Here is an 18323-nt window from a genome sequence, read left to right as displayed (position 1 = left end):
ATTGATCGGACACGCGCGCGATCGGCGCTAAGATGTATACAACGGGCTGTGTCGTGGTCCGTTTGAAGGCAGGACGGCATGGTATATCGACGCCGCACACCAGCGCAGATGCAGGCCGCAACCGAATCGGTTGCCGTGGCCCCGACTGCGCCGGTGGCACGCCCGGCGAAGCCTCGCGCCCGCATGATGCGTCAATATGACCTCGTCGAGCGTGTCAGGTCCTACAATCCCAACACCGACGAAGATTTGCTGAACCGCGCCTATGTCTACGCCATGAAAGCGCATGGCTCGCAGACCCGCGCCTCGGGCGACCCGTACTTCTCCCATCCGCTCGAAGTGGCGGCGATTCTGACCGACCTGAAGCTCGACGACGCCACCATCGTGGCTGCGCTGCTCCACGACACGATCGAGGACACCGAAGCGACGCGGGCCGAGATCGACCAGATCTTCGGGCCCGAGATCGGCGCGCTGGTCGAGGGCCTGACCAAGCTGAAGCGGCTGGAGCTGGTGTCGCGGGAGGCCAAGCAGGCCGAAAATCTGCGCAAATTGTTGCTGGCGATTGCCGACGACGTTCGCGTGCTCCTGGTGAAGCTCGCCGATCGCCTGCACAACATGCGCACGCTGGACTTCGTGCCGACGGAATCGCGACGGCGCATTGCCGAGGAGACGCTCGACATCTATGCGCCGCTGGCAGGGCGCATGGGCATGCAGGAGATGCGCGAGGAGCTGGAGGACCTGTCGTTCCGGACCCTCGACCCGGAAGCCTATTCGGTGGTGATGCAGCGGCTCGATGCGCTGGCGGAGCGCAACCGCAACCTGATCGGCGAAATCGAGGACCAGCTCTCCAACAATCTGCGCCACCGGGGTCTTGGGGCGCGGGTCTATGGCCGCCGCAAGAAGCCATTTTCGATCTGGACCAAGATGGAGCGCAAGTCGGTCGGCTTCGAGCAATTGTCCGACATCTTCGGCTTCCGCGTCGTCGTCAACGATATCGAAGCCTGCTATCGCGCGCTCGGCATCGTCCACACCAACTGGCCGGTCGTGCCCGGGCGGTTCAAGGACTACATCTCGACGCCGAAGCAGAACGATTATCGCTCGATCCACACCACCGTGATCGGCCCCGGCAACCAGCGCGTCGAGTTGCAGATCCGCACCGAGGCGATGGACCAGATCGCCGAGCGCGGCATCGCCGCGCACGTGTTCTACAAGGAAGGCGTGGGCTCGCCGACCGAATTCCTCAAGCGCGAGTCCAATGCGTTCGCCTGGTTGCGCCACACCATCGGCATCCTCTCGGAGAGCGCCAACCCCGAGGAATTCCTCGAGCACACCAAGCTCGAGCTGTTCCACGACCAGGTGTTCTGCTTCACCCCGAAGGGCAAGCTGATCGCGCTGCCGCGCCATGCCAACGTGATCGACTTCGCCTATGCCGTGCATACCGACGTCGGCAACAGCGCAGTGGGCTGCAAGATCAACGGCCAGTTTGCGCCGCTGTCATCGGAGCTCCAGAACGGCGACGAAGTCGAGGTGCTGACCTCGGAAGCGCAAGCGGCGCCGCCGTCCGCATGGGAAACACTCGCGGTCACCGGAAAGGCGCGCGCCGCGATCCGCCGCGCCACCAGGACCGCGGTGCGCGATCAATATGTCGGTCTCGGCCGACGGATCGTCGAGCGCCTGTTCGAGCGCGCCAAGATCGAATATGCCGACGACAAGCTCAAGGGCGCGCTGCCGCGGCTCGCGCGGACGTCGATCGAGGATGTCATGGCGGCCGTGGGGCGCGGCGAGATCAAGGCCTCCCACGTCGCGCGTGCGATGTATCCCGACTACAAGGAGGAGCGCATCGCGCGCTACGGCGTCAAGAAGGGGCTTGCCGCCAAGCTCAAGGAGAAGTCGTCCGAACCGCCGCGCAGCCCGGTCGCGATCCCGATCCGCGGCATCAATTCCGACCTGCCGGTGAAGTTCGCGCCGAACGGCGGCGCGGTGCCCGGTGACCGCATCGTCGGCATCGTCACGCCGGGCGAGGGCATCACCATCTACCCGATCCAGGCGCCGGCCCTGAAGGATTTCGAGGAAGAGCCGGAGCGCTGGCTCGACGTGCGCTGGGACATCGAGGACTCCGCGCCGCAGCGCTTCCCGGCCCGCATCAAGGTCGAGAACGTCAACGAGCCCGGCGCGCTGGCGCAGATCGCGACCGTGATCGCCGAGCACGACGGCAACATCGACAACATCAGCATGCAGCGCCGCTCACCGGATTTCACGGAGACGACGATCGATCTCGAAGTCTACGATCTCAAGCATTTGAGCGCGATCCTGGCCCAACTGCGCGCGAAGGCGGTCGTCGCCCGCGCCGAACGTGTTAATGGATAGACGCCTCCCGTCCTGGTCTATTCCTATGATTCCGTGAGTCCTGAAATGCCTGCACCTCCGCTCCGCCTCGGCGTCAATGTCGACCATGTCGCGACCCTGCGTAACGCGCGCGGCGGCCGCAACCCCGATCCGGTGCGCGCGGCGCTGGTGGCGATCGAGGCCGGTGCCGACGGCATCACCGCTCATTTGCGTGAGGATCGCCGGCACATCCGCGACGAGGACATGGCGCGGCTGAAAGCCGAGATCTCCAAGCCGCTCAATTTCGAGATGGCGGCGACCGACGACATGATGCGCATTTCGCTCGCCACTAGACCGCACGCGGTGTGCCTCGTGCCGGAGCGCCGCCAGGAGGTGACGACCGAAGGCGGGCTCGACGTCGTCGGCCAGCACAATGCGCTGGCGCCCTATATCGCGCGGCTGAACGATGCCGGCATCCGGGTGTCGCTGTTCATTGCGGCCGATACCGCCCAGATCGAGATGGCGGCGCGGCTGCGCGCGCCCGTGATCGAGATCCACACCGGCGCCTGGTGCGACGCTGTCGTCGACGGCCACGCCGACAAGGCCGAGGCCGAATGGCGGCGGATCGTGGCGGGGGCGAAGCTGGCGAAGGAAGCGGGGCTGGAGGTTCACGCCGGACACGGGCTGGACTACGCGACGGCGGAGACGATCGCAGCCTTGCCTGAGATCATGGAGCTCAACATCGGGTACTACATGATCGGCGAAGCCCTGTTCGTCGGTCTCGCCGAGACGGTTCGCGGCATGCGCGCGGCGATGGACCGCGGCCGGAGCCGGGCATGATCATCGGCATCGGCTCCGATCTGATCGATATCACCCGGGTCGGCAAGGTGATCGACCGCCATGGCGAGCGCTTCCTCGACCGCATCTTCACCGCGGCCGAGCGGGCCAAGGCGGAGCGGCGCGCCAAGAACGAGAAGATGGTGGTGGCAACCTACGCCAAGCGCTTCGCCGCCAAGGAGGCCTGCTCCAAAGCGCTCGGCACCGGCATCAGGCGCGGCGTATGGTGGCGCGACATGGGGGTGGTCAACCTGCCGGGAGGGCGGCCAACCATGCAATTGACGGGCGGGGCGCTGGCCCGGCTCCAGGCCCTGACGCCGGAGGGGTTCGCGCCGCAGATCGACCTGTCGATCACCGATGACTGGCCGTTGGCACAGGCCTTCGTCATCATTTCCGCCGTGCCGCTGGCCAAACCCTGAAGGCGCCCCGATCATTTTATAATTCGCTTTCAAAATCAAGCGCTTATGCAGTTTTGATGCGATCCTTGATTGCGTGGTCTCCGACAACCGTCTAAAAGTCCGCGGACGCAAATCAGGCTGGGCGAATTCGGCTTTACGCCGGAATTGGCCCTCATTATCAGAATCAGGACAATCTCCTTCGGCCGCGAGCGATGGGCTGTTCGCGGGAGGAGGGCGCGCTGTGACCGCCCGCCGGAATTGAGAGAGCAATGAGCGTGACTTCAGGAACGAAAACTGAGAGCGGCGTCGGCGAAACGATCCGGGTCGTCATCCACGCTCTCCTGATCGCGCTGGTGATCCGCACCTTCCTGTTTCAGCCGTTCAACATCCCATCCGGCTCGATGAAGGCGACACTGCTGGTCGGCGACTATCTGTTCGTCTCGAAATATTCCTACGGCTACAGCCACTACTCGATCCCGTTCTCGCCGCCGCTGTTCTCGGGGCGGATCTGGGGCTCGGACCCGAACCGCGGCGACATCGTCGTATTCCGCCTGCCGAAGGACGATTCCACCGACTACATCAAGCGCGTGATCGGCCTTCCCGGCGACCGCATCCAGATGCGGGACGGGCTGCTCTACATCAACGACGCGCCGGTCGAGCGGCAGCGCATGAGCGAATTTGTCGGCGAGGACCCCTGCGGCGCTGAAGGCAGCGGCGTCTCCCGGGTGAAGCGCTGGAAGGAAACGCTCCCTAACGGCGTGTCCTACGAGACGCTGGACTGCGCCGATAACGGCTACGTCGACAACACCAACGTCTACACCGTGCCGACCGGCCACTTCTTCATGATGGGCGACAACCGCGACAACTCCACCGACAGCCGCTTCCTCGGTCAGGTCGGCTACGTGCCCCAGGAGAATTTGATCGGGCGCGCCCAGATGATCTTCTTCTCGATCGCCGAAGGCGAGCATGCCTGGATGTTCTGGCGCTGGCCCTGGGCGGTGCGCTGGAATCGCTTCTTCAAAATCGTCCGATGAAAGACGAAGCCAAGGACATCGCGACCCTGCCGACCGAGGCGCAAGCGGGCCCCGACGGCGAAGCTGCGACCAAGAGTCTTGAGAACAAGACCCTTGAGATCAAGACGCCTGAAAACAAGGCGCCTGCAAAGAAGAAGCGGGTGCGGAGCAGCAAGGCCAGGGGCTCGGATGCGAATGCGGGGCTCGAGGCACGCATCGGCTACAGCTTTGCCGATCCGAACCTCTTGATGCAAGGCATCACGCATGTCTCCGCGCTGAAGTCCGGGCGCAAGCGCGGCGACAGCTATCAGCGGCTGGAATTCCTCGGCGACCACGTGCTCGGGCTCGTCGTCTCCGACATGCTCTATCACACCTTCCCGAACGCCGACGAAGGCGAGCTGTCCAAGCGACTTGCCGAACTGGTGCGCAAAGAGAGCTGCGCCGATGTCGCCAAGTCGCTCGGTCTGCGCGACGACATCAAGCTCGGCTCGGTCGGCTCCAGCGCCGACGCGCGCCTGCGCAAGAGCGTGCTCGGCGACATCTGCGAGGCCGTGATCGGCGCCGTCTTCCTCGACGGCGGCTACGCGGCGGCGGCCGACTTCGTCAAGCGCAACTGGACCGAGCGCATGCACAAGCCGCGGCGTCCGTTGCGCGATCCCAAGACCGTTCTCCAGGAATGGGCGCAGGGCAAGGGATTGCCGACGCCGGTTTACCGCGAGGTCGAGCGCACCGGCCCGCATCACGATCCGCAATTCCGCGTCGCGGTCGACCTGCCGGGACTCGCTCCGGCGGAAGGTATTGGCGGCAGCAAGCGCGCGGCAGAGAAGGTGGCAGCTTCAGTGATGATCGAACGTGAAGGCGTTGGCGGCGGCAATGACGGTTGAAGCAAGCGGCGAGGTGCCCACTGCGACGCGCTGCGGCTTCGTCGCGCTGATCGGCGCGCCCAACGTCGGCAAATCCACGCTGGTCAACGCGCTGGTCGGGGCCAAGGTCACGATCGTGTCGCGCAAGGTGCAGACCACGCGCGCGCTGATCCGCGGCATCGTGATCGAGAACAACGCGCAGATCATCCTGGTCGATACGCCCGGCATCTTCCTGCCCAAGCGCCGGCTCGACCGCGCCATGGTCTCGACCGCCTGGAGCGGCGCGCATGATGCCGATCTCGTCTGCGTGCTGCTGGATGCCAAGGCCGGCATCGACGAGGAAGCCGAGGCGATCCTCACCAAGGTCGCCAGCGTCAAGCACGAGAAGATTTTGGTCATCAACAAGGTCGACCTGGTCCAGCGCGAGAAGCTGCTGGCGCTGGCGCAGGCCGCCAACGAGCGCATGGCGTTCGCAAAGACCTTTATGATCGCGGCGATTTCCGGCGACGGCGTGGACGATCTCAGGCATACACTGGCCGAGATCGTGCCGCCGGGTCCGTTCCTCTATCCCGAAGACCAGATGTCGGACGCGCCGATGCGGCAGCTTGCGGCCGAGATCACCCGCGAGAAGATCTTTCGCAAGCTGCACCAGGAATTGCCCTACCAGTCCACGGTCGAGACCGATAAGTGGGAGGAGCGCAAGGACAAGTCGGTGCGCATCGAGCAGACGATTTTCGTCGAGCGCGAAAGCCAGCGCAAGATCGTGCTCGGCGCGGGCGGCGCCACCATCAAGTCGATCGGCGCGGACTCGCGCAAGGAGATCGGCGAGATCCTGGGCGTGCCGGTGCACCTGTTCCTGTTCGTCAAGGTGCGCGAGAACTGGAGCGACGATCCTGATCGCTACCGCGAGATGGGCCTGGAATTTCCCAAAGAATAACCAAGAAAAGATCGGTCAGCGATGAGCGTACCCAGCAACGTACGGCGCTTCGAAGCGTTGCTCTATGCATCGTTGATGCTTGATGCCTTGTCGGTGGCGGTGCAGGACCGCACGCCCACAGCCGAGATGACCGAGCAGATGATCATGACGTCGATGCTGTTCGCCGGCGGCATGATCCTGCTGCTGGTCTATTTCGTCAGGCTGGCCGCGCACGGGCGCAAGAACTGGCCGCGCTGGGTGCTGGCGGCAGCGCTCGTGCTGTCGGTGATCTCGCTCGGCCAGATCATCGGCCAGAAGGGCATGGAACTCGACAGCGCCATCGAGATCGTCTCCTGCGTGCTGACGGCGATGGGGCTGTATTTCTCGTTTCGCGGCGACGCGCAGGGCTGGTTTAACGCGTAAGGCCGCGCCGGGTGGATTAGCGGCGCTTCAGCTTCCGGCCCCGCCCAATCCGCCCTACGATTGAAGACCGGAATCCGCTAGACTTCACCGATGGAATGGACCGACGAAGGCATCGTGCTGGGGGTGCGGCGGCATGGCGAATCTAGCGCCATCGTCGAGCTGCTGACCCGTGCGCACGGCCGCCATCTCGGTCTCGTCCGCGGCGGCGCAGGCTCGCGGATGCGGCCGCTGCTGCAGCCCGGCAACAGCCTCAGCGTGGTGTGGCGGGCGCGGCTCGACGAGCATCTCGGCACCTATGCCATCGAGGGCCTCAAGCTGCGGGCGGCGACGCTGCTGGGATCATCCCACGGCGTCTACGGCATCACCCATCTCGCCTCGATCGCGCGGTTGCTGCCAGAGCGCGATCCGCACGAAAACCTCCTGGCGCTGCTCGAACATTCGCTGGACGATTTCGACGACATCGGCAGCGCCGCCGTACACGTGATCCATTTCGAGCTGGCGATGCTCACCGAACTCGGCTTCGGGCTGGCGCTGGAAAACTGCGCGGTGACCGGAGAGACCACGGACCTGATCTACGTCTCGCCCAAATCCGGCGGCGCGGTGTCGCGCGGGGCGGGCGAGCCGTGGCGCGACCGCCTGTTGCGGCTGCCGCCATTCCTGCGCCAGGGCGAGGTGCACGGCGACCTCACCGACGAGGATCTCCAGGACGGCTTTCGACTGACCGGCCTTTTCCTGCTGCGCCACGTGCTGGAGCCGCGCGGGCAGGGCCATTCCGACGCGCGGGCAGGCTTCATCAACGCGCTGATTCGACAGCAGGCAAAGGCCACAATGCCCGCGCCATGAGCCTGACGCGGCTCTGCATTGTCGCAATATGTCGGTCCGCTGTGGAACGAAACCGGGTTTCCCTGACTTGCCCCCGGGGTTCCAACCGGGGATATCCTGATGCTGATCAAGGGACTTGTGATATCGGCAGCGCTGATCGCGCTGGCGCCGGACGCCCTCGCGGGTGAACAGCCGGGCGTCTTTCGCCGTGCCTCCTGTACCGTCGTCAGATTCTATGTGGCCAAATATTCCGCTGCAGCCGCAGAGGCATGGGCCCGGTCCAAGGGCGCGACGGAGGCCGAGATCGAGACGGCCCGGCGGTGCCTGACCAATGCCCCGGTCACCGCGCAGGCTAAAGCCGCGCCACCCACCCAGACCTTCACCGCAGGCTGGGCCGGCCAGTAGGCCGCCTACAGGGAACCAATCGATCCTTGCCCGATTCGCTTCCACGGTTTAACCGGGCGGCATGGGAAAACGATTGATTCCGCCGGAGGAACCGGCCGAAATTCACGAGGTGCCGCTGCGTGAGGCGCTGGAAGAGCGCTATCTTGCCTACGCGCTCTCCACCATCATGCACCGCGCGCTGCCCGATGCGCGCGACGGCCTGAAGCCGGTGCACCGGCGCATCCTCTACGGCATGCGCCTGCTCCGGCTCGACCCGGGCACGGCGTTCAAGAAATCCGCCAAAATCGTCGGCGACGTGATGGGCTCGTTCCATCCGCACGGCGACCAGGCGATCTACGACGCCATGGTGCGTCTCGCCCAGGATTTCTCCTCGCGATACCCGCTGGTCGACGGCCAGGGCAATTTCGGCAATATCGACGGCGATAATCCCGCCGCCTACCGCTACACCGAAGCGCGCATGACCGACGTCGCGCGGCTTCTGCTCGACGGCATCGATGAGGACGGGGTCGAATTCCGCCCCAATTACGATGGCCAGTCGAAAGAGCCGATCGTCCTGCCCGGCGGCTTCCCGAACCTGCTCGCCAACGGTGCGCAAGGTATCGCGGTCGGCATGGCAACCTCGATCCCGCCGCACAACGCCGCCGAGCTCTGCGACGCCGCGCTGCATCTGATCGAGAAGCCCGACGCAAAATCCAAGGCGCTGCTGAAATGGGTGAAGGGTCCGGATTTCCCGACCGGCGGCATCTGCGTCGATTCAAAGCAGGCGATCGCTGAAGCCTACACCACCGGCCGCGGTTCGTTTCGCGTCCGCTCCCGATGGGAGCAGGAAGAGGGCGCGCGCGGCACCTGGGTCGTCGTCGTCACCGAGATACCCTTTCTGGTGCAGAAGTCGCGGCTGATCGAGAAGATCGCCGAGCTGCTGGACCAGAAGAAGCTGCCGCTGGTCGGCGACATCAGGGACGAGTCGGCCGAAGACGTCCGTATTGTGATCGAGCCGAAATCGAAGAACGTCGATCCCGCGCTGATGATGGAATCGCTGTTCCGGCTGACCGAGCTCGAAAACAAGATTCCGCTGAACCTCAACGTGCTGATCAAGGGCCGCATTCCCAAAGTCGTGGGGCTCGCGGAATGCTTGCGCGAATGGCTCGACCATCTGCGCGACGTGCTGATCCGTCGCACCAATCATCGCAAGGCCGAAATCGAGCGCCGTCTGGAGATTCTCGGCGGCTTGCTGATTGCCTATCTCAACATCGACGAGGTGATCAGGATCATCCGCAATGAGGACGAGCCAAAGCCGGCGCTGATCAAGGCGTTCAAGCTCACCGAGGTGCAGGCCGAAGCCATCCTCAACATGCGGCTGCGAAGCCTGCGCAAGCTCGAGGAGATGGAGATCCGCAGCGAGGACAAGGATCTTCGCAAGGAGCTGAAGGGCATCGAGGGATTGCTGGCGTCCGAACCCGAGCAGTGGAAGAAGGTCGGCGAGCAGGTCGGAAAGGTCCGCGACATGTTCGGACCGAAGACCCCGCTCGGCAAGCGCCGCACCACCTTTGCCGACGCGCCCGAACACGATCTCGCCGCGATCGAAGAGGCTCTGGTCGAGCGCGAGCCGGTGACGGTCGTGGTCTCCGACAAGGGCTGGATCCGCACCCTCAAGGGCCACGTCGAGGATCTCTCGGGCCTGGCTTTCAAGCAGGACGACAAGCTCGGGTTCGCGTTCTTCGCGGAAACGACCTCGAAGCTGCTGCTGTTCGCCACTAACGGCAAGTTCTATTCGCTCGATGTCGCAAAACTTCCGGGCGGCCGCGGTCACGGCGAGCCGATCCGCCAGTTCATCGATCTCGAGCCGGAGGCCGCGCCGGTCACGCTGTTCGTCAACAAGGGCGGACGCAAATTCCTGGTCGCGAGCCACGAGGGCCAGGGCTTTGTGGTCAACGAGGACGATTGCGTCGGCACCACCAAGAAGGGCAAGCAGGTCCTCAATGTCGACATGCCGAACGAGGCGCGCACGGTCACCGAAGTGCTCGGCGATACCGTCGCGGTCATCGGCGAGAACCGCAAGATGCTTGTGTTCCCGCTCGACCAGGTACCGGAGATGGCCCGCGGCCGCGGCGTGCGCTTGCAGAAGTACAAGGACGGCGGCCTCTCGGACATCGTCGTGTTCGACGCCAAGACGGGCCTGACCTGGAAAGACTCCGCAGGACGCGAATTCTCTGCGACCATGAAGGAGCTCGCCGAGTGGAAAGGCTCCCGCGCCGACGCCGGCCGTCTGCCGCCGAAGGGATTCCCGAAGTCGAACAAGTTCGGCAGGGTGATCGGGTAGGGCTGGCCGTCGCCATATCGACAGTGTCATGCCCCCGCGTAGGCGGGGCATCCAGTACGCCGCGACTTCTCGGCTCAATCATAGCTTTTTCTGGAATACTGGATCGCCCGGTCAAGCCGGGCGATGACAGTGAGGGTGTGGCGCGCAAACGCGCGGCAGATAGCCGTGTGCGCATGAGTGCTTTCATCGAACGGGCACGAACATTGCTTTTTCCTGGCGACTGCAAACGTTTCAGTCAAAACGGCAAAGGCACCAATGTCCAAACTGAAGGCTTTTATTCCAGCGCTGTTCGCCTTGGCGCTGACCGCGGCACCGGCGCATGCGGCAGGCAATCTCGTCGCGGTGCTCGAGGCGGAGATCGTCACGCTCGATCCGCATTTCTCCACGGCCTATATTTCGCGCACGTTCGGCTACATGGTGTTCGACACGCTGTTTGCGAAGGATTCCAAAGGCGAGATCAAGCCGCAGATGGTGCAGGACTGGAAGGTCTCCGCCGACGGCTTGACCTACAGTTTCACGCTGCGCGATGGCCTGAAATGGCATGACGTCCAGCCGGTCACCGCCGCCGATTGCGTCGCTTCGCTGCGGCGCTGGGGCACCCGCAGTGCGCTCGGCCGCCGCATCTTCGCGATTACGGCCTCGCTCGAACCGACCGACGCAAAAACCTTCGTGCTGACGCTGAAGGAGCCGTCTGGTCTCGTCATCGACGCACTCGGCAATCCCGTCAGCCCGGTCGCCTTCATGATGCCTGAGCGCATTGCCAAAACGCCCGGCGACCAGCGCATCACCGAGATCGTCGGCTCCGGCCCGTTCGTCTACAGCAAAGCCGGTCACCGCACCGGCGATCGCATGGTCCTGAAGAAGTTCGCCGACTATGTGCCGCGTCCCGAGCCTGCCGACTTCCTCGCCGGCGGCAAGCGCGTCAACCTCGATACGCTCGAGATCCGCGTCATTCCAGATGGCGCGACTGCAGCCTCCGCGCTGCAGGCCGGCGAAGTCGATTTCATGCAATACGCGCCGTTCGATCTGCTGCCGACCATGGAGAAGAACTCACGGGTGAAGCTGGTCAATTTCACCGGCGGCAACATGTTCGCCGGAGCTTATCGCCTCAATGCCGCATCAAAGCCGTTCGACGATCCCGCCATCAGACGCGTGCTGTGGAAGCTGGTCGATCAGCGCGAGGTGCTGGACGCACTCGGCCTGGACGCCAAATACGCGGCACCTTGCGCGACGTACTTCACCTGCGGCACCACCTATGACAGCAAGGCCGGGACTGACGCCGCAGTCAGCCCGTCGATCGAGGCGGCGAGAGCCGCGCTGAAGGCGACAAAATATGCCGGCGAGCCTGTCATCGTGATGGAGGCCAACGATCTTGAAGCCCCGCGCGTCTCGGCGCAGGTGCTGGCCGAGCGGCTGAAACAGGCCGGCTTCACCGTCGACCTCCAGGTGATGGACTGGGCGAGCGTGCTGGCGCGCCGCGCCAAGAAGGAGGGCTGGAGCGTCTATGGCGTTCACGCCGGCGGCTTCGACCTCGGCTCGCCGCTGACCAACGTGATGGTTGCCTTCAATTGCGCCGATTTCACCGGCTGGCAGTGCGATGCGCGCATCACGCCGCTGATGGAAGCCTTTGCCAAGGCGCCCGCCGAGGAGGGTCGCAAGAAGATCGCAGGCGAGATCCAGGCCGTCATGTACGATCAGGCACCCGCAATACCGTGGGGCCAATTCGCCCAGCCCGCCGCCTCTCGCGCCAGTTTGCGCGGTCTGATACCGTCCGCCATCCCGGTGTTCTGGAACGTTGAGAAGTAGCGCGATGTACGATGTCATTGTTGTCGGCGGCGGCTCCGCCGGCGCCGCTGTTGCGGCACGGCTCTCGGAAGATCCCGCACGGCGCGTCCTGCTGCTGGAGGCGGGTCTGGACTGGCGCGCCGACGAGGCGCCCTGGGAGGTGATGACGCCGAATCCCATCCCGATCATCCACAAGCGCGAGTACCAGGAGAAGTGGCAATGGCCTGATATTCTGACGCGCCGTGTGGCCGGCCAGGAGCCGCGCTTCTACTGGCGCGGCAAGGGGCTCGGCGGCTCGTCGATGATGAACGGCCAGATCGCCATCCGCGGCGTCGCCGATGCGTTCGACGAATGGGCCGCCAATGGCTGCACCGGCTGGTCGGCCAAGGACGTGATGCCGTTGTTCTCTGTGATCGAGGATGACCTGGAATTCGGCGACCTCGCAGGCCACGGCCGCGGCGGACCGCTGCCGGTCTATCGGGCGCCGCCGGAAAAATGGGGGCCGATCGATCGCGGCTTGCGCGATGCGGCGCTGGCGAGCGGCTATCCCTGGTGCGCCGACGTCAACGGCCCTGATGGCGAGGGCGTCGCTTGCTATCCCATCAACAGCCGCGACAGCCGCCGCATCACCACCAACGAGGGATATCTCGAGCCCGCGCGCGGTCGCGCCAATCTGGAAATTCGCGGGCATGCGCTGGTCGACCGCGTGCTGATCAGCGACGGAAGGGCGACCGGCCTCCGCGTCCACATCGAGGGGCAGGGCACCAGCGATATCAGCGCGCGCCAGATCGTGCTGTGCGCCGGCGCCATCCACAGCCCGGCGATCCTGCTACGCTCGGGCATCGGACCCGCGGATGAGCTGAAGGCGATGGGCATCGCGGTCGAGCGCGACCTGCCGGTCGGCAAGCACTTCTTCGACCATCCGCTGTTTCGCGCCACGATCCAGCTCCACGAAAACCTGCGGCCCACCGATCCCGACACCCGCCACACCAATTGCTGCGTGACCTATTCGTCGGGCCTCGCCGACGGCGGCAAGCGCGACATGATCCTGATCGCTTTCAACCACCGCGGCATCGGCGTGCCGGGCGCGATCGGCGCCGGGCTGTTCAACGCGTATTCTCGTGGCACGCTCAAGCTGGCCTCGACCGATCCCGCGATCGATCCTGTCGTCGAGGAGAACATGCTGGCCGATCCCCGCGACATGCTGCGCATGATGGATGCGGTGAAGCGGCTGGCCGTGATCACCTCCGAGCCGGCGCTATCAGGCATCGCCGACTGGATCCGGCTCGCCGACACGGATCTGACGCTGCCGCAGGCTGCGGCCTTGCCGGATCACGAGCTCGACGCGCTGCTGCGCCGTGAGACCGGCGATATCCAGCACGCTGCCGGCAGTTGCCGGATGACCGGCGTCAACGACGCCGACGGCGTGGTCAATCCTGATGGTACGGTGAAGGGCATCGCGGGCCTGCGCGTCGCCGACGCCTCGATCATGCCGTCGGATTGCCGGGCCAACACCCACTTCACGACGGTGGTGATCGGGGAAGCGATCGCGCGGATGATGATGCGTTGAGTTCAATCGCCGGTCCCGCCATGACGGTCTGACGAAACAGCGCGCAGACGAAGACCTACCGCTCGACGGCCAGGCCGAACAGCGGTCGGAGCTGTGTCCCCAGAATGTTGCCGACGAAAGCCGCGACCAGCCAGCACCAGCCATGCAGGCTGCCCGATGCGATCCCGCTGAAGTAGGCGCCGATATTGCAGCCATAGGCGAGCCGGGCGCCATACCCGAGCAGCAGGCCGCCGATGATGGCGGCGAGGAGCGAGGATGCGGAGATGCGCCAGGTCGGATGGAATTTGCCGGCGAGGCCAGCGGCCAGCAACGCTCCGAGGATGATGCCGAAATCCATCACGGAGGTGATGTCGGCGAAGACGCTTTGCTGCAGCGACGGAGCGCGCGGGCCCTGCCAATAGGGCCATGACGCGACGTCGACGCCGAGGCTCATCAGGATCTTCGATCCCCAGAGCGCGAAAGCGGAGGTGATGCCCCATGGGCGCCCTGCGAGATACAGCGTGGCGAAATTTCCGATCGCGAGCAGGATCGCGCCCCACAGCAGCGGCCACGGCCCCTGCATGAAGCGGCGTAGGCCTTGCAGCTTCGTCCGCGCTCCCGGCTCGAGTTCGCCGTGCCGGCCGATCTCGGCCCTGACGGTGGTGAGGTAGATCGCAGCCATCACGGCCCAGCAGAGCACGAGCGCCGGCAGCCATCCGAGCCGTTCGATCAACGAGACGGCGCCGATGTTCGGCAGCGCGCTCCACCACGGCAGATGCAACGCACCGAGCGTCGATCCGGCGATGAAGGCCGCCAGTGTCACCAGCATCCGGGTGTTGCCGCCGCCGGCGGTATAAAGCGTTCCCGACGCGCAGCCGCCGCCGAGCTGCATTCCAAGGCCGAACAGGAACGCCCCGGTCAGCATGCCCACGCCCACCGCGCCGAGCTCGCCATGCACGGCGACGCCGAACAGCGTACCTTGCGCGAGGGCCGGAAAGAACAGGGCCGTCGCCAGCGCCAGCATGACCATTTGCGCACGGAGACCGGCGCCCCGTCGCGCCACAATGAAGACGCGCCAGGCCGAGGTGAACCCGAACAGCGCATGATACAGCGTCAGGCCAAGTGCGCCTCCGAGAAGAAACAACAATCCCTGTTGCCACGAGATCGTGCCTGACAAGGCCGCTGCGCCCGCCAGAAGAATTGCCGCCGCGACAACGACGACCGTGAAATTGGCGCCGTGCCGATCATTGTCAGGGGCAAGCAGTCGAGCATCGATAGATAGATCGGTCATGGCACATCCAAGAAGCGGATTTCTTCGGCAGTGGGAGCTAACCGGGGCGAATTCTTCCCGTTCCAATCTTCCACCTTGGAACTGATGCGATGGCGCTAGGAAAGGCTGTCATGCCCCGGCTCGACCGGGGCATCCAGTACGCCGCGGCTTCTCGATCACGATCGTCTCGGAGTACTGGGTCGCCGGTCAAGCCGGGCGATGACACCGAGGGTGAGGTTCGCCCAGCCATCGCTCCGTTACACGTTTCAAACAGCGGACGAGAGTTCGCGATCTCGCGGCGCGTTCCGCCCGAGTTTTGCCCGATCGCATCACCCTCGTTGAGACAAGGGCGCAGGGAAGGCCGGGCGCCGGCTGGCACCCGCAGGTCCGTGCGCGACAGAAATGCACACGGGGTGGACCACAGGTTCGCCGGATCGCCCGGCCTTCCCTGCGCGATGGTTTTAACGTGTCCTTCGTGCTCTCCCCGGGGAGCGATGCACTATTGCCCCCGTCGCCATGCAGATGACTGATGCGCGCGCCCGGTTGGACCGCCACATCACCGCAGGACTTGACGCACAGACCCCGGGCGTCAGGACCACACGACTTGTTCGTCCGCGCACGTCCTCGCATGTCGCTTCGGGAGCTGGCGTGTGCTCGCACCCGAAGCCATGCGAAGACGCTGTCGGCGCCGTGTCGTAGGCACGAATGCCATTGCTCACAGCCGAAGCCGCCCTGCAATGCAATCGCGCCCGACGCCGTCGCGTCCATCGCTACCCAGCCCGCGGTTCGTGACGATCGCGATCCGCCCCTTGTCTCGGGCCAGGGTGTGTCGCTTGTACGTAAAATCCGAATTTCGGTAAAGTGGAATATTTCGCGGGGTGGGCTTGACAGGCGGTGTGGCGGAAATGGTCGCGGCTGTTTTGCCCGACGTGCACGGGGAGGCGAGGGGGACGAGCTTTGGCCCAAAGTGCTGAGAGACGGCAGCTTTTGAGGGCGGAGCGGGAGTTGTTCGGCTCCGACATCATCGACGGCTTGTGACCCGAAGCGGACTCTCGCATCGGCTACTAGTCAGCTTCAACGTAGCGAATGATGCTCTGGTTTTGAACGCTTGCGACCAATTCATCCGCGCGGGACAAAAGACGGCGGAGCAGGGGCGACGGATTGGTCCGATTGTATCCCAACGCTAGATCGACCGTCGGCGTGCCGCCCTCGAGCGCTCTGGCGACGACGTTCGGTGCAAGCATGTTCTGCGCATAGAGCGGAACGAGGCTAATTCCGCCTGTGGAAGCCACGAGCGACATGGCCGATGATATGTTTTCGCCTTCATACTTCGCCTTGAGGGTAATGCCGACCCGAGATGCGTAATTCTGTATGACCTCTTGCAAGACCGGCGATGTTCTTGCCGAGCTGACATAGATCTCGCGGGCGAGATCCTGCGGACGAATCTTCTTCCGTGATGCCAAGCGGTGTTCGGCTGGCAGCACGGCAATCAAGGGCTCCTTCGCTAATATCTTAAAGACGACGCCTTCGTTGTCCTTCTCCGGACGAAGGAAAGCGATGTCCAGCTTTCCCCGCATCAATGCCAGTGCGAGTTCTGGCGAAGATTGCGTGCTGAGCGTCACGTCGACATCCGGGGCTTCCTCGCGGAGGATGCGCAGCAACTGGGGGAGCCACATCACCTCCAGCCCGACGAGAAAGCCCATCGAGAGGACGGGCCTTTGCGGTTGCGCCGTCTGCCGGGCCCCTTCCGTTGCGGCCTCGACCTGCAGCAGCGCTAGCCGCGCATGATCGAGAAACACGCGTCCGGCAGCGGTCAGCGTCACGCCTCGCGCCTGGCGCTCCAATAACTGGACGCCGACTTCGGCTTCCAGATCGCGAATTTGCCGGCTCAAGGACGGCTGGGAAGTGTTCAGTCGCCGTTCGGCGGCGTTCAGCAGGCTGCCTTCTTCGGCGACGGCAACGAAATAGCGCAGGTGCCGGAGCTCCATGATCCCTCGTATATCTTCCAGGCATAGCTTGGAGCCTACAAGGTCTTGGTCAGGAGCCAAAGAGGGATTCCGTTTCGCGGTCTTCAACCAAAAAAGGACAACGAACAATGTCTTCGCCGAAGCGTAGTATCGACTTCAGCAGAGTGATCGCAACACTCCAGGCCGATAGGCACGGCGTGATCGCAATTCAGTACGGCCTCGACAATTCTGCAGCGGGATCGAGAGTGGTGTCCCTCATTTAGCGGGAAACGCGCACGAATGGGCAGGGGCGACGAATAGCGCCGTGCCGGATCCGGCGATAACGCGTCGGCGAACGGTGTCGCCACGGCAAGAGCTCACCGGCGAGGCGGCTGAACATCGTGTCTTTTGGAAAGCCAGGGGGCGCGGTCTGTGGCCTGATCAGCTTGGGCTTGCCTGCTTCTTTAGACCCCCGTCCGCAAACTTTTCAACAAAGATCTAACAGCGCAGATGGAGCGATTCGATGTCGACGATCACGACTAAAGACGGCGTAAGCATCTTCTACAAGGATTGGGGATCAGGTCAGCCGATCGTGTTCAGCCACGGCTGGCCGCTGACAGCGGACGACTGGGATGCCCAGATGATGTTCTTCCTTCATCACGGGTATCGTGTGATTGCCCACGACCGGCGCGGCCACGGCCGGTCCGACCAGCCCGTCACCGGCAACGACATGGACACTTGGGTTGCCGACCTCGCCGCCCTGACTGAACACCTCGACCTGCGCGACGCGATCCACATCGGCCACTCCACGGGCGGCGGTGAGGTGGCTCGCTATGTCGCTCGCCACCAGGAGCGCGTCGCGAAGGCGGCGCTGGTCGCTTCACTGACGCCGAACATGTACCGGAGCGAGGACAACCCGTCCGGTCAGCCGCCGGAGTGGTTCGAAGCGATCCGGGCAGGCGTGCTGGGCAACCGGTCGGAGTTCTACCGTTTCGTCCCTGAGAATCCGTTCTACGGCTACAACCGAGATGGAGCGAAGCCTTCGGAGGCGATCATTGCGAACTGGTGGCGTCAAGGCATGGCGGGCGGTGCCCTCGCTCATTACGCAACCGTCGACTCTTGGCTCGAAGATTATACCGAAGACCTGAAGAAGATCACCGTGCCGGTGCTGGTGATGCATGGCGAGGCTGATCAAGTCGTCCCGTTCGCAAGTTCGGTGCCGCGTGCGGTCGACCTGCTGAAGAAGGGCTCACTGAAGACTTATCCCGGCTATCCCCATGGCATGCTCACCACGCATGCGGATGTCCTCAACCCCGACCTGCTTTCGTTCATCAGGTCTTGACGACATCTCTCATCCACTATCGCCTCCCGCACGAAGGAGATGCCGTTTGCAAGGCGGCCTCTCCTTCCAGTTCAAGAGACGGTGTACGACAGCCGCTTTTTGGCCCATAGCC

15 protein-coding genes are annotated in these 18323 nt (G+C 64.2%); 13 read left to right on the top strand and 2 right to left on the bottom strand.

Annotation, left to right across the window (positions count from 1 at the left end; genetic code table 11):
- Positions 1–78 precede the first annotated feature (78 nt).
- The 12 genes from ABIB66_RS21595 to ABIB66_RS21540 all read left to right on the top strand — a co-directional run bounded on the left by ABIB66_RS21595 (position 79) and on the right by ABIB66_RS21540 (position 13674).
- Positions 79–2364, top strand: a complete 2286-nt coding sequence (locus ABIB66_RS21595; protein ID WP_275167885.1) for a RelA/SpoT family protein — start codon at positions 79–81, stop codon at positions 2362–2364.
- Between the two features lie 45 nt (positions 2365–2409).
- Positions 2410–3162, top strand: a complete 753-nt coding sequence (locus tag ABIB66_RS21590) for a pyridoxine 5'-phosphate synthase (protein WP_354210739.1) — start codon at positions 2410–2412, stop codon at positions 3160–3162.
- Positions 3159–3578 (top strand): holo-ACP synthase, encoded by a 420-nt coding sequence (acpS, locus tag ABIB66_RS21585; RefSeq protein WP_354210740.1) that lies wholly within the window; start codon positions 3159–3161, stop codon positions 3576–3578. The genes ABIB66_RS21590 and acpS overlap by 4 nt, the downstream gene beginning before the upstream one ends.
- 248 nt (positions 3579–3826) lie before the next feature.
- Entirely contained in the window at positions 3827–4591 is a 765-nt protein-coding gene (gene lepB, locus ABIB66_RS21580; protein WP_275167883.1) for a signal peptidase I, read from the top strand.
- Entirely contained in the window at positions 4588–5454 is an 867-nt protein-coding gene (gene rnc, locus ABIB66_RS21575) for a ribonuclease III (protein WP_354255494.1), read from the top strand. Before lepB ends, rnc begins: the two co-directional genes overlap by 4 nt.
- Positions 5444–6370: a GTPase Era gene (gene era / locus ABIB66_RS21570; protein ID WP_354210741.1), complete on the top strand. Its 927-nt coding sequence runs from the start codon at positions 5444–5446 to the stop codon at positions 6368–6370. The genes rnc and era overlap by 11 nt, the downstream gene beginning before the upstream one ends.
- A 21-nt stretch (positions 6371–6391) precedes the next feature.
- A complete protein-coding gene (locus tag ABIB66_RS21565; RefSeq protein ID WP_275167881.1) occupies positions 6392–6772 on the top strand; it encodes a hypothetical protein in 381 nt (126 codons plus the stop codon).
- Between the two features lie 90 nt (positions 6773–6862).
- On the top strand, positions 6863–7615 hold the full coding sequence (gene recO / locus ABIB66_RS21560; protein WP_354255491.1) for a DNA repair protein RecO: 753 nt from the start codon (positions 6863–6865) through the stop codon (positions 7613–7615).
- Positions 7616–7714: 99 nt separating this feature from the next.
- On the top strand, positions 7715–7999 hold the full coding sequence (locus tag ABIB66_RS21555; RefSeq protein ID WP_354210743.1) for a hypothetical protein: 285 nt from the start codon (positions 7715–7717) through the stop codon (positions 7997–7999).
- Between the two features lie 61 nt (positions 8000–8060).
- Entirely contained in the window at positions 8061–10319 is a 2259-nt protein-coding gene (parC, locus tag ABIB66_RS21550) for a DNA topoisomerase IV subunit A (RefSeq protein WP_354210744.1), read from the top strand.
- A 255-nt stretch (positions 10320–10574) separates the two neighbouring features.
- Positions 10575–12125: an ABC transporter substrate-binding protein gene (locus ABIB66_RS21545; protein ID WP_354210745.1), complete on the top strand. Its 1551-nt coding sequence runs from the start codon at positions 10575–10577 to the stop codon at positions 12123–12125.
- 4 nt (positions 12126–12129) lie between these two features.
- On the top strand, positions 12130–13674 hold the full coding sequence (locus tag ABIB66_RS21540) for a GMC family oxidoreductase (protein WP_354210746.1): 1545 nt from the start codon (positions 12130–12132) through the stop codon (positions 13672–13674).
- Positions 13675–13729: 55 nt separating this feature from the next.
- On the opposite strand, the gene ABIB66_RS21535 is transcribed toward ABIB66_RS21540, so the two are convergent.
- Together ABIB66_RS21535 and ABIB66_RS21530 are read right to left on the bottom strand one after the other, a co-directional pair.
- A complete protein-coding gene (locus ABIB66_RS21535; RefSeq protein WP_354210747.1) occupies positions 13730–14944 on the bottom strand; it encodes a YeeE/YedE family protein in 1215 nt (404 codons plus the stop codon).
- 1043 nt (positions 14945–15987) lie between these two features.
- A complete protein-coding gene (locus tag ABIB66_RS21530; RefSeq protein ID WP_354210748.1) occupies positions 15988–16911 on the bottom strand; it encodes a LysR substrate-binding domain-containing protein in 924 nt (307 codons plus the stop codon).
- 481 nt (positions 16912–17392) lie between these two features.
- Between ABIB66_RS21530 and ABIB66_RS21525 the strand changes: the two genes are divergently transcribed.
- Positions 17393–18211: an alpha/beta fold hydrolase gene (locus ABIB66_RS21525; RefSeq protein WP_354210749.1), complete on the top strand. Its 819-nt coding sequence runs from the start codon at positions 17393–17395 to the stop codon at positions 18209–18211.
- The last annotated feature ends 112 nt before the right edge of the window (positions 18212–18323 follow it).

This window comes from Bradyrhizobium sp. F1.13.3 (assembly GCF_040548265.1).
GTDB lineage: Bacteria > Pseudomonadota > Alphaproteobacteria > Rhizobiales > Xanthobacteraceae > Bradyrhizobium.
Note: the sequence above shows the minus strand (reverse complement) of the source record. Positions and strands in the feature narration are given on the sequence as shown.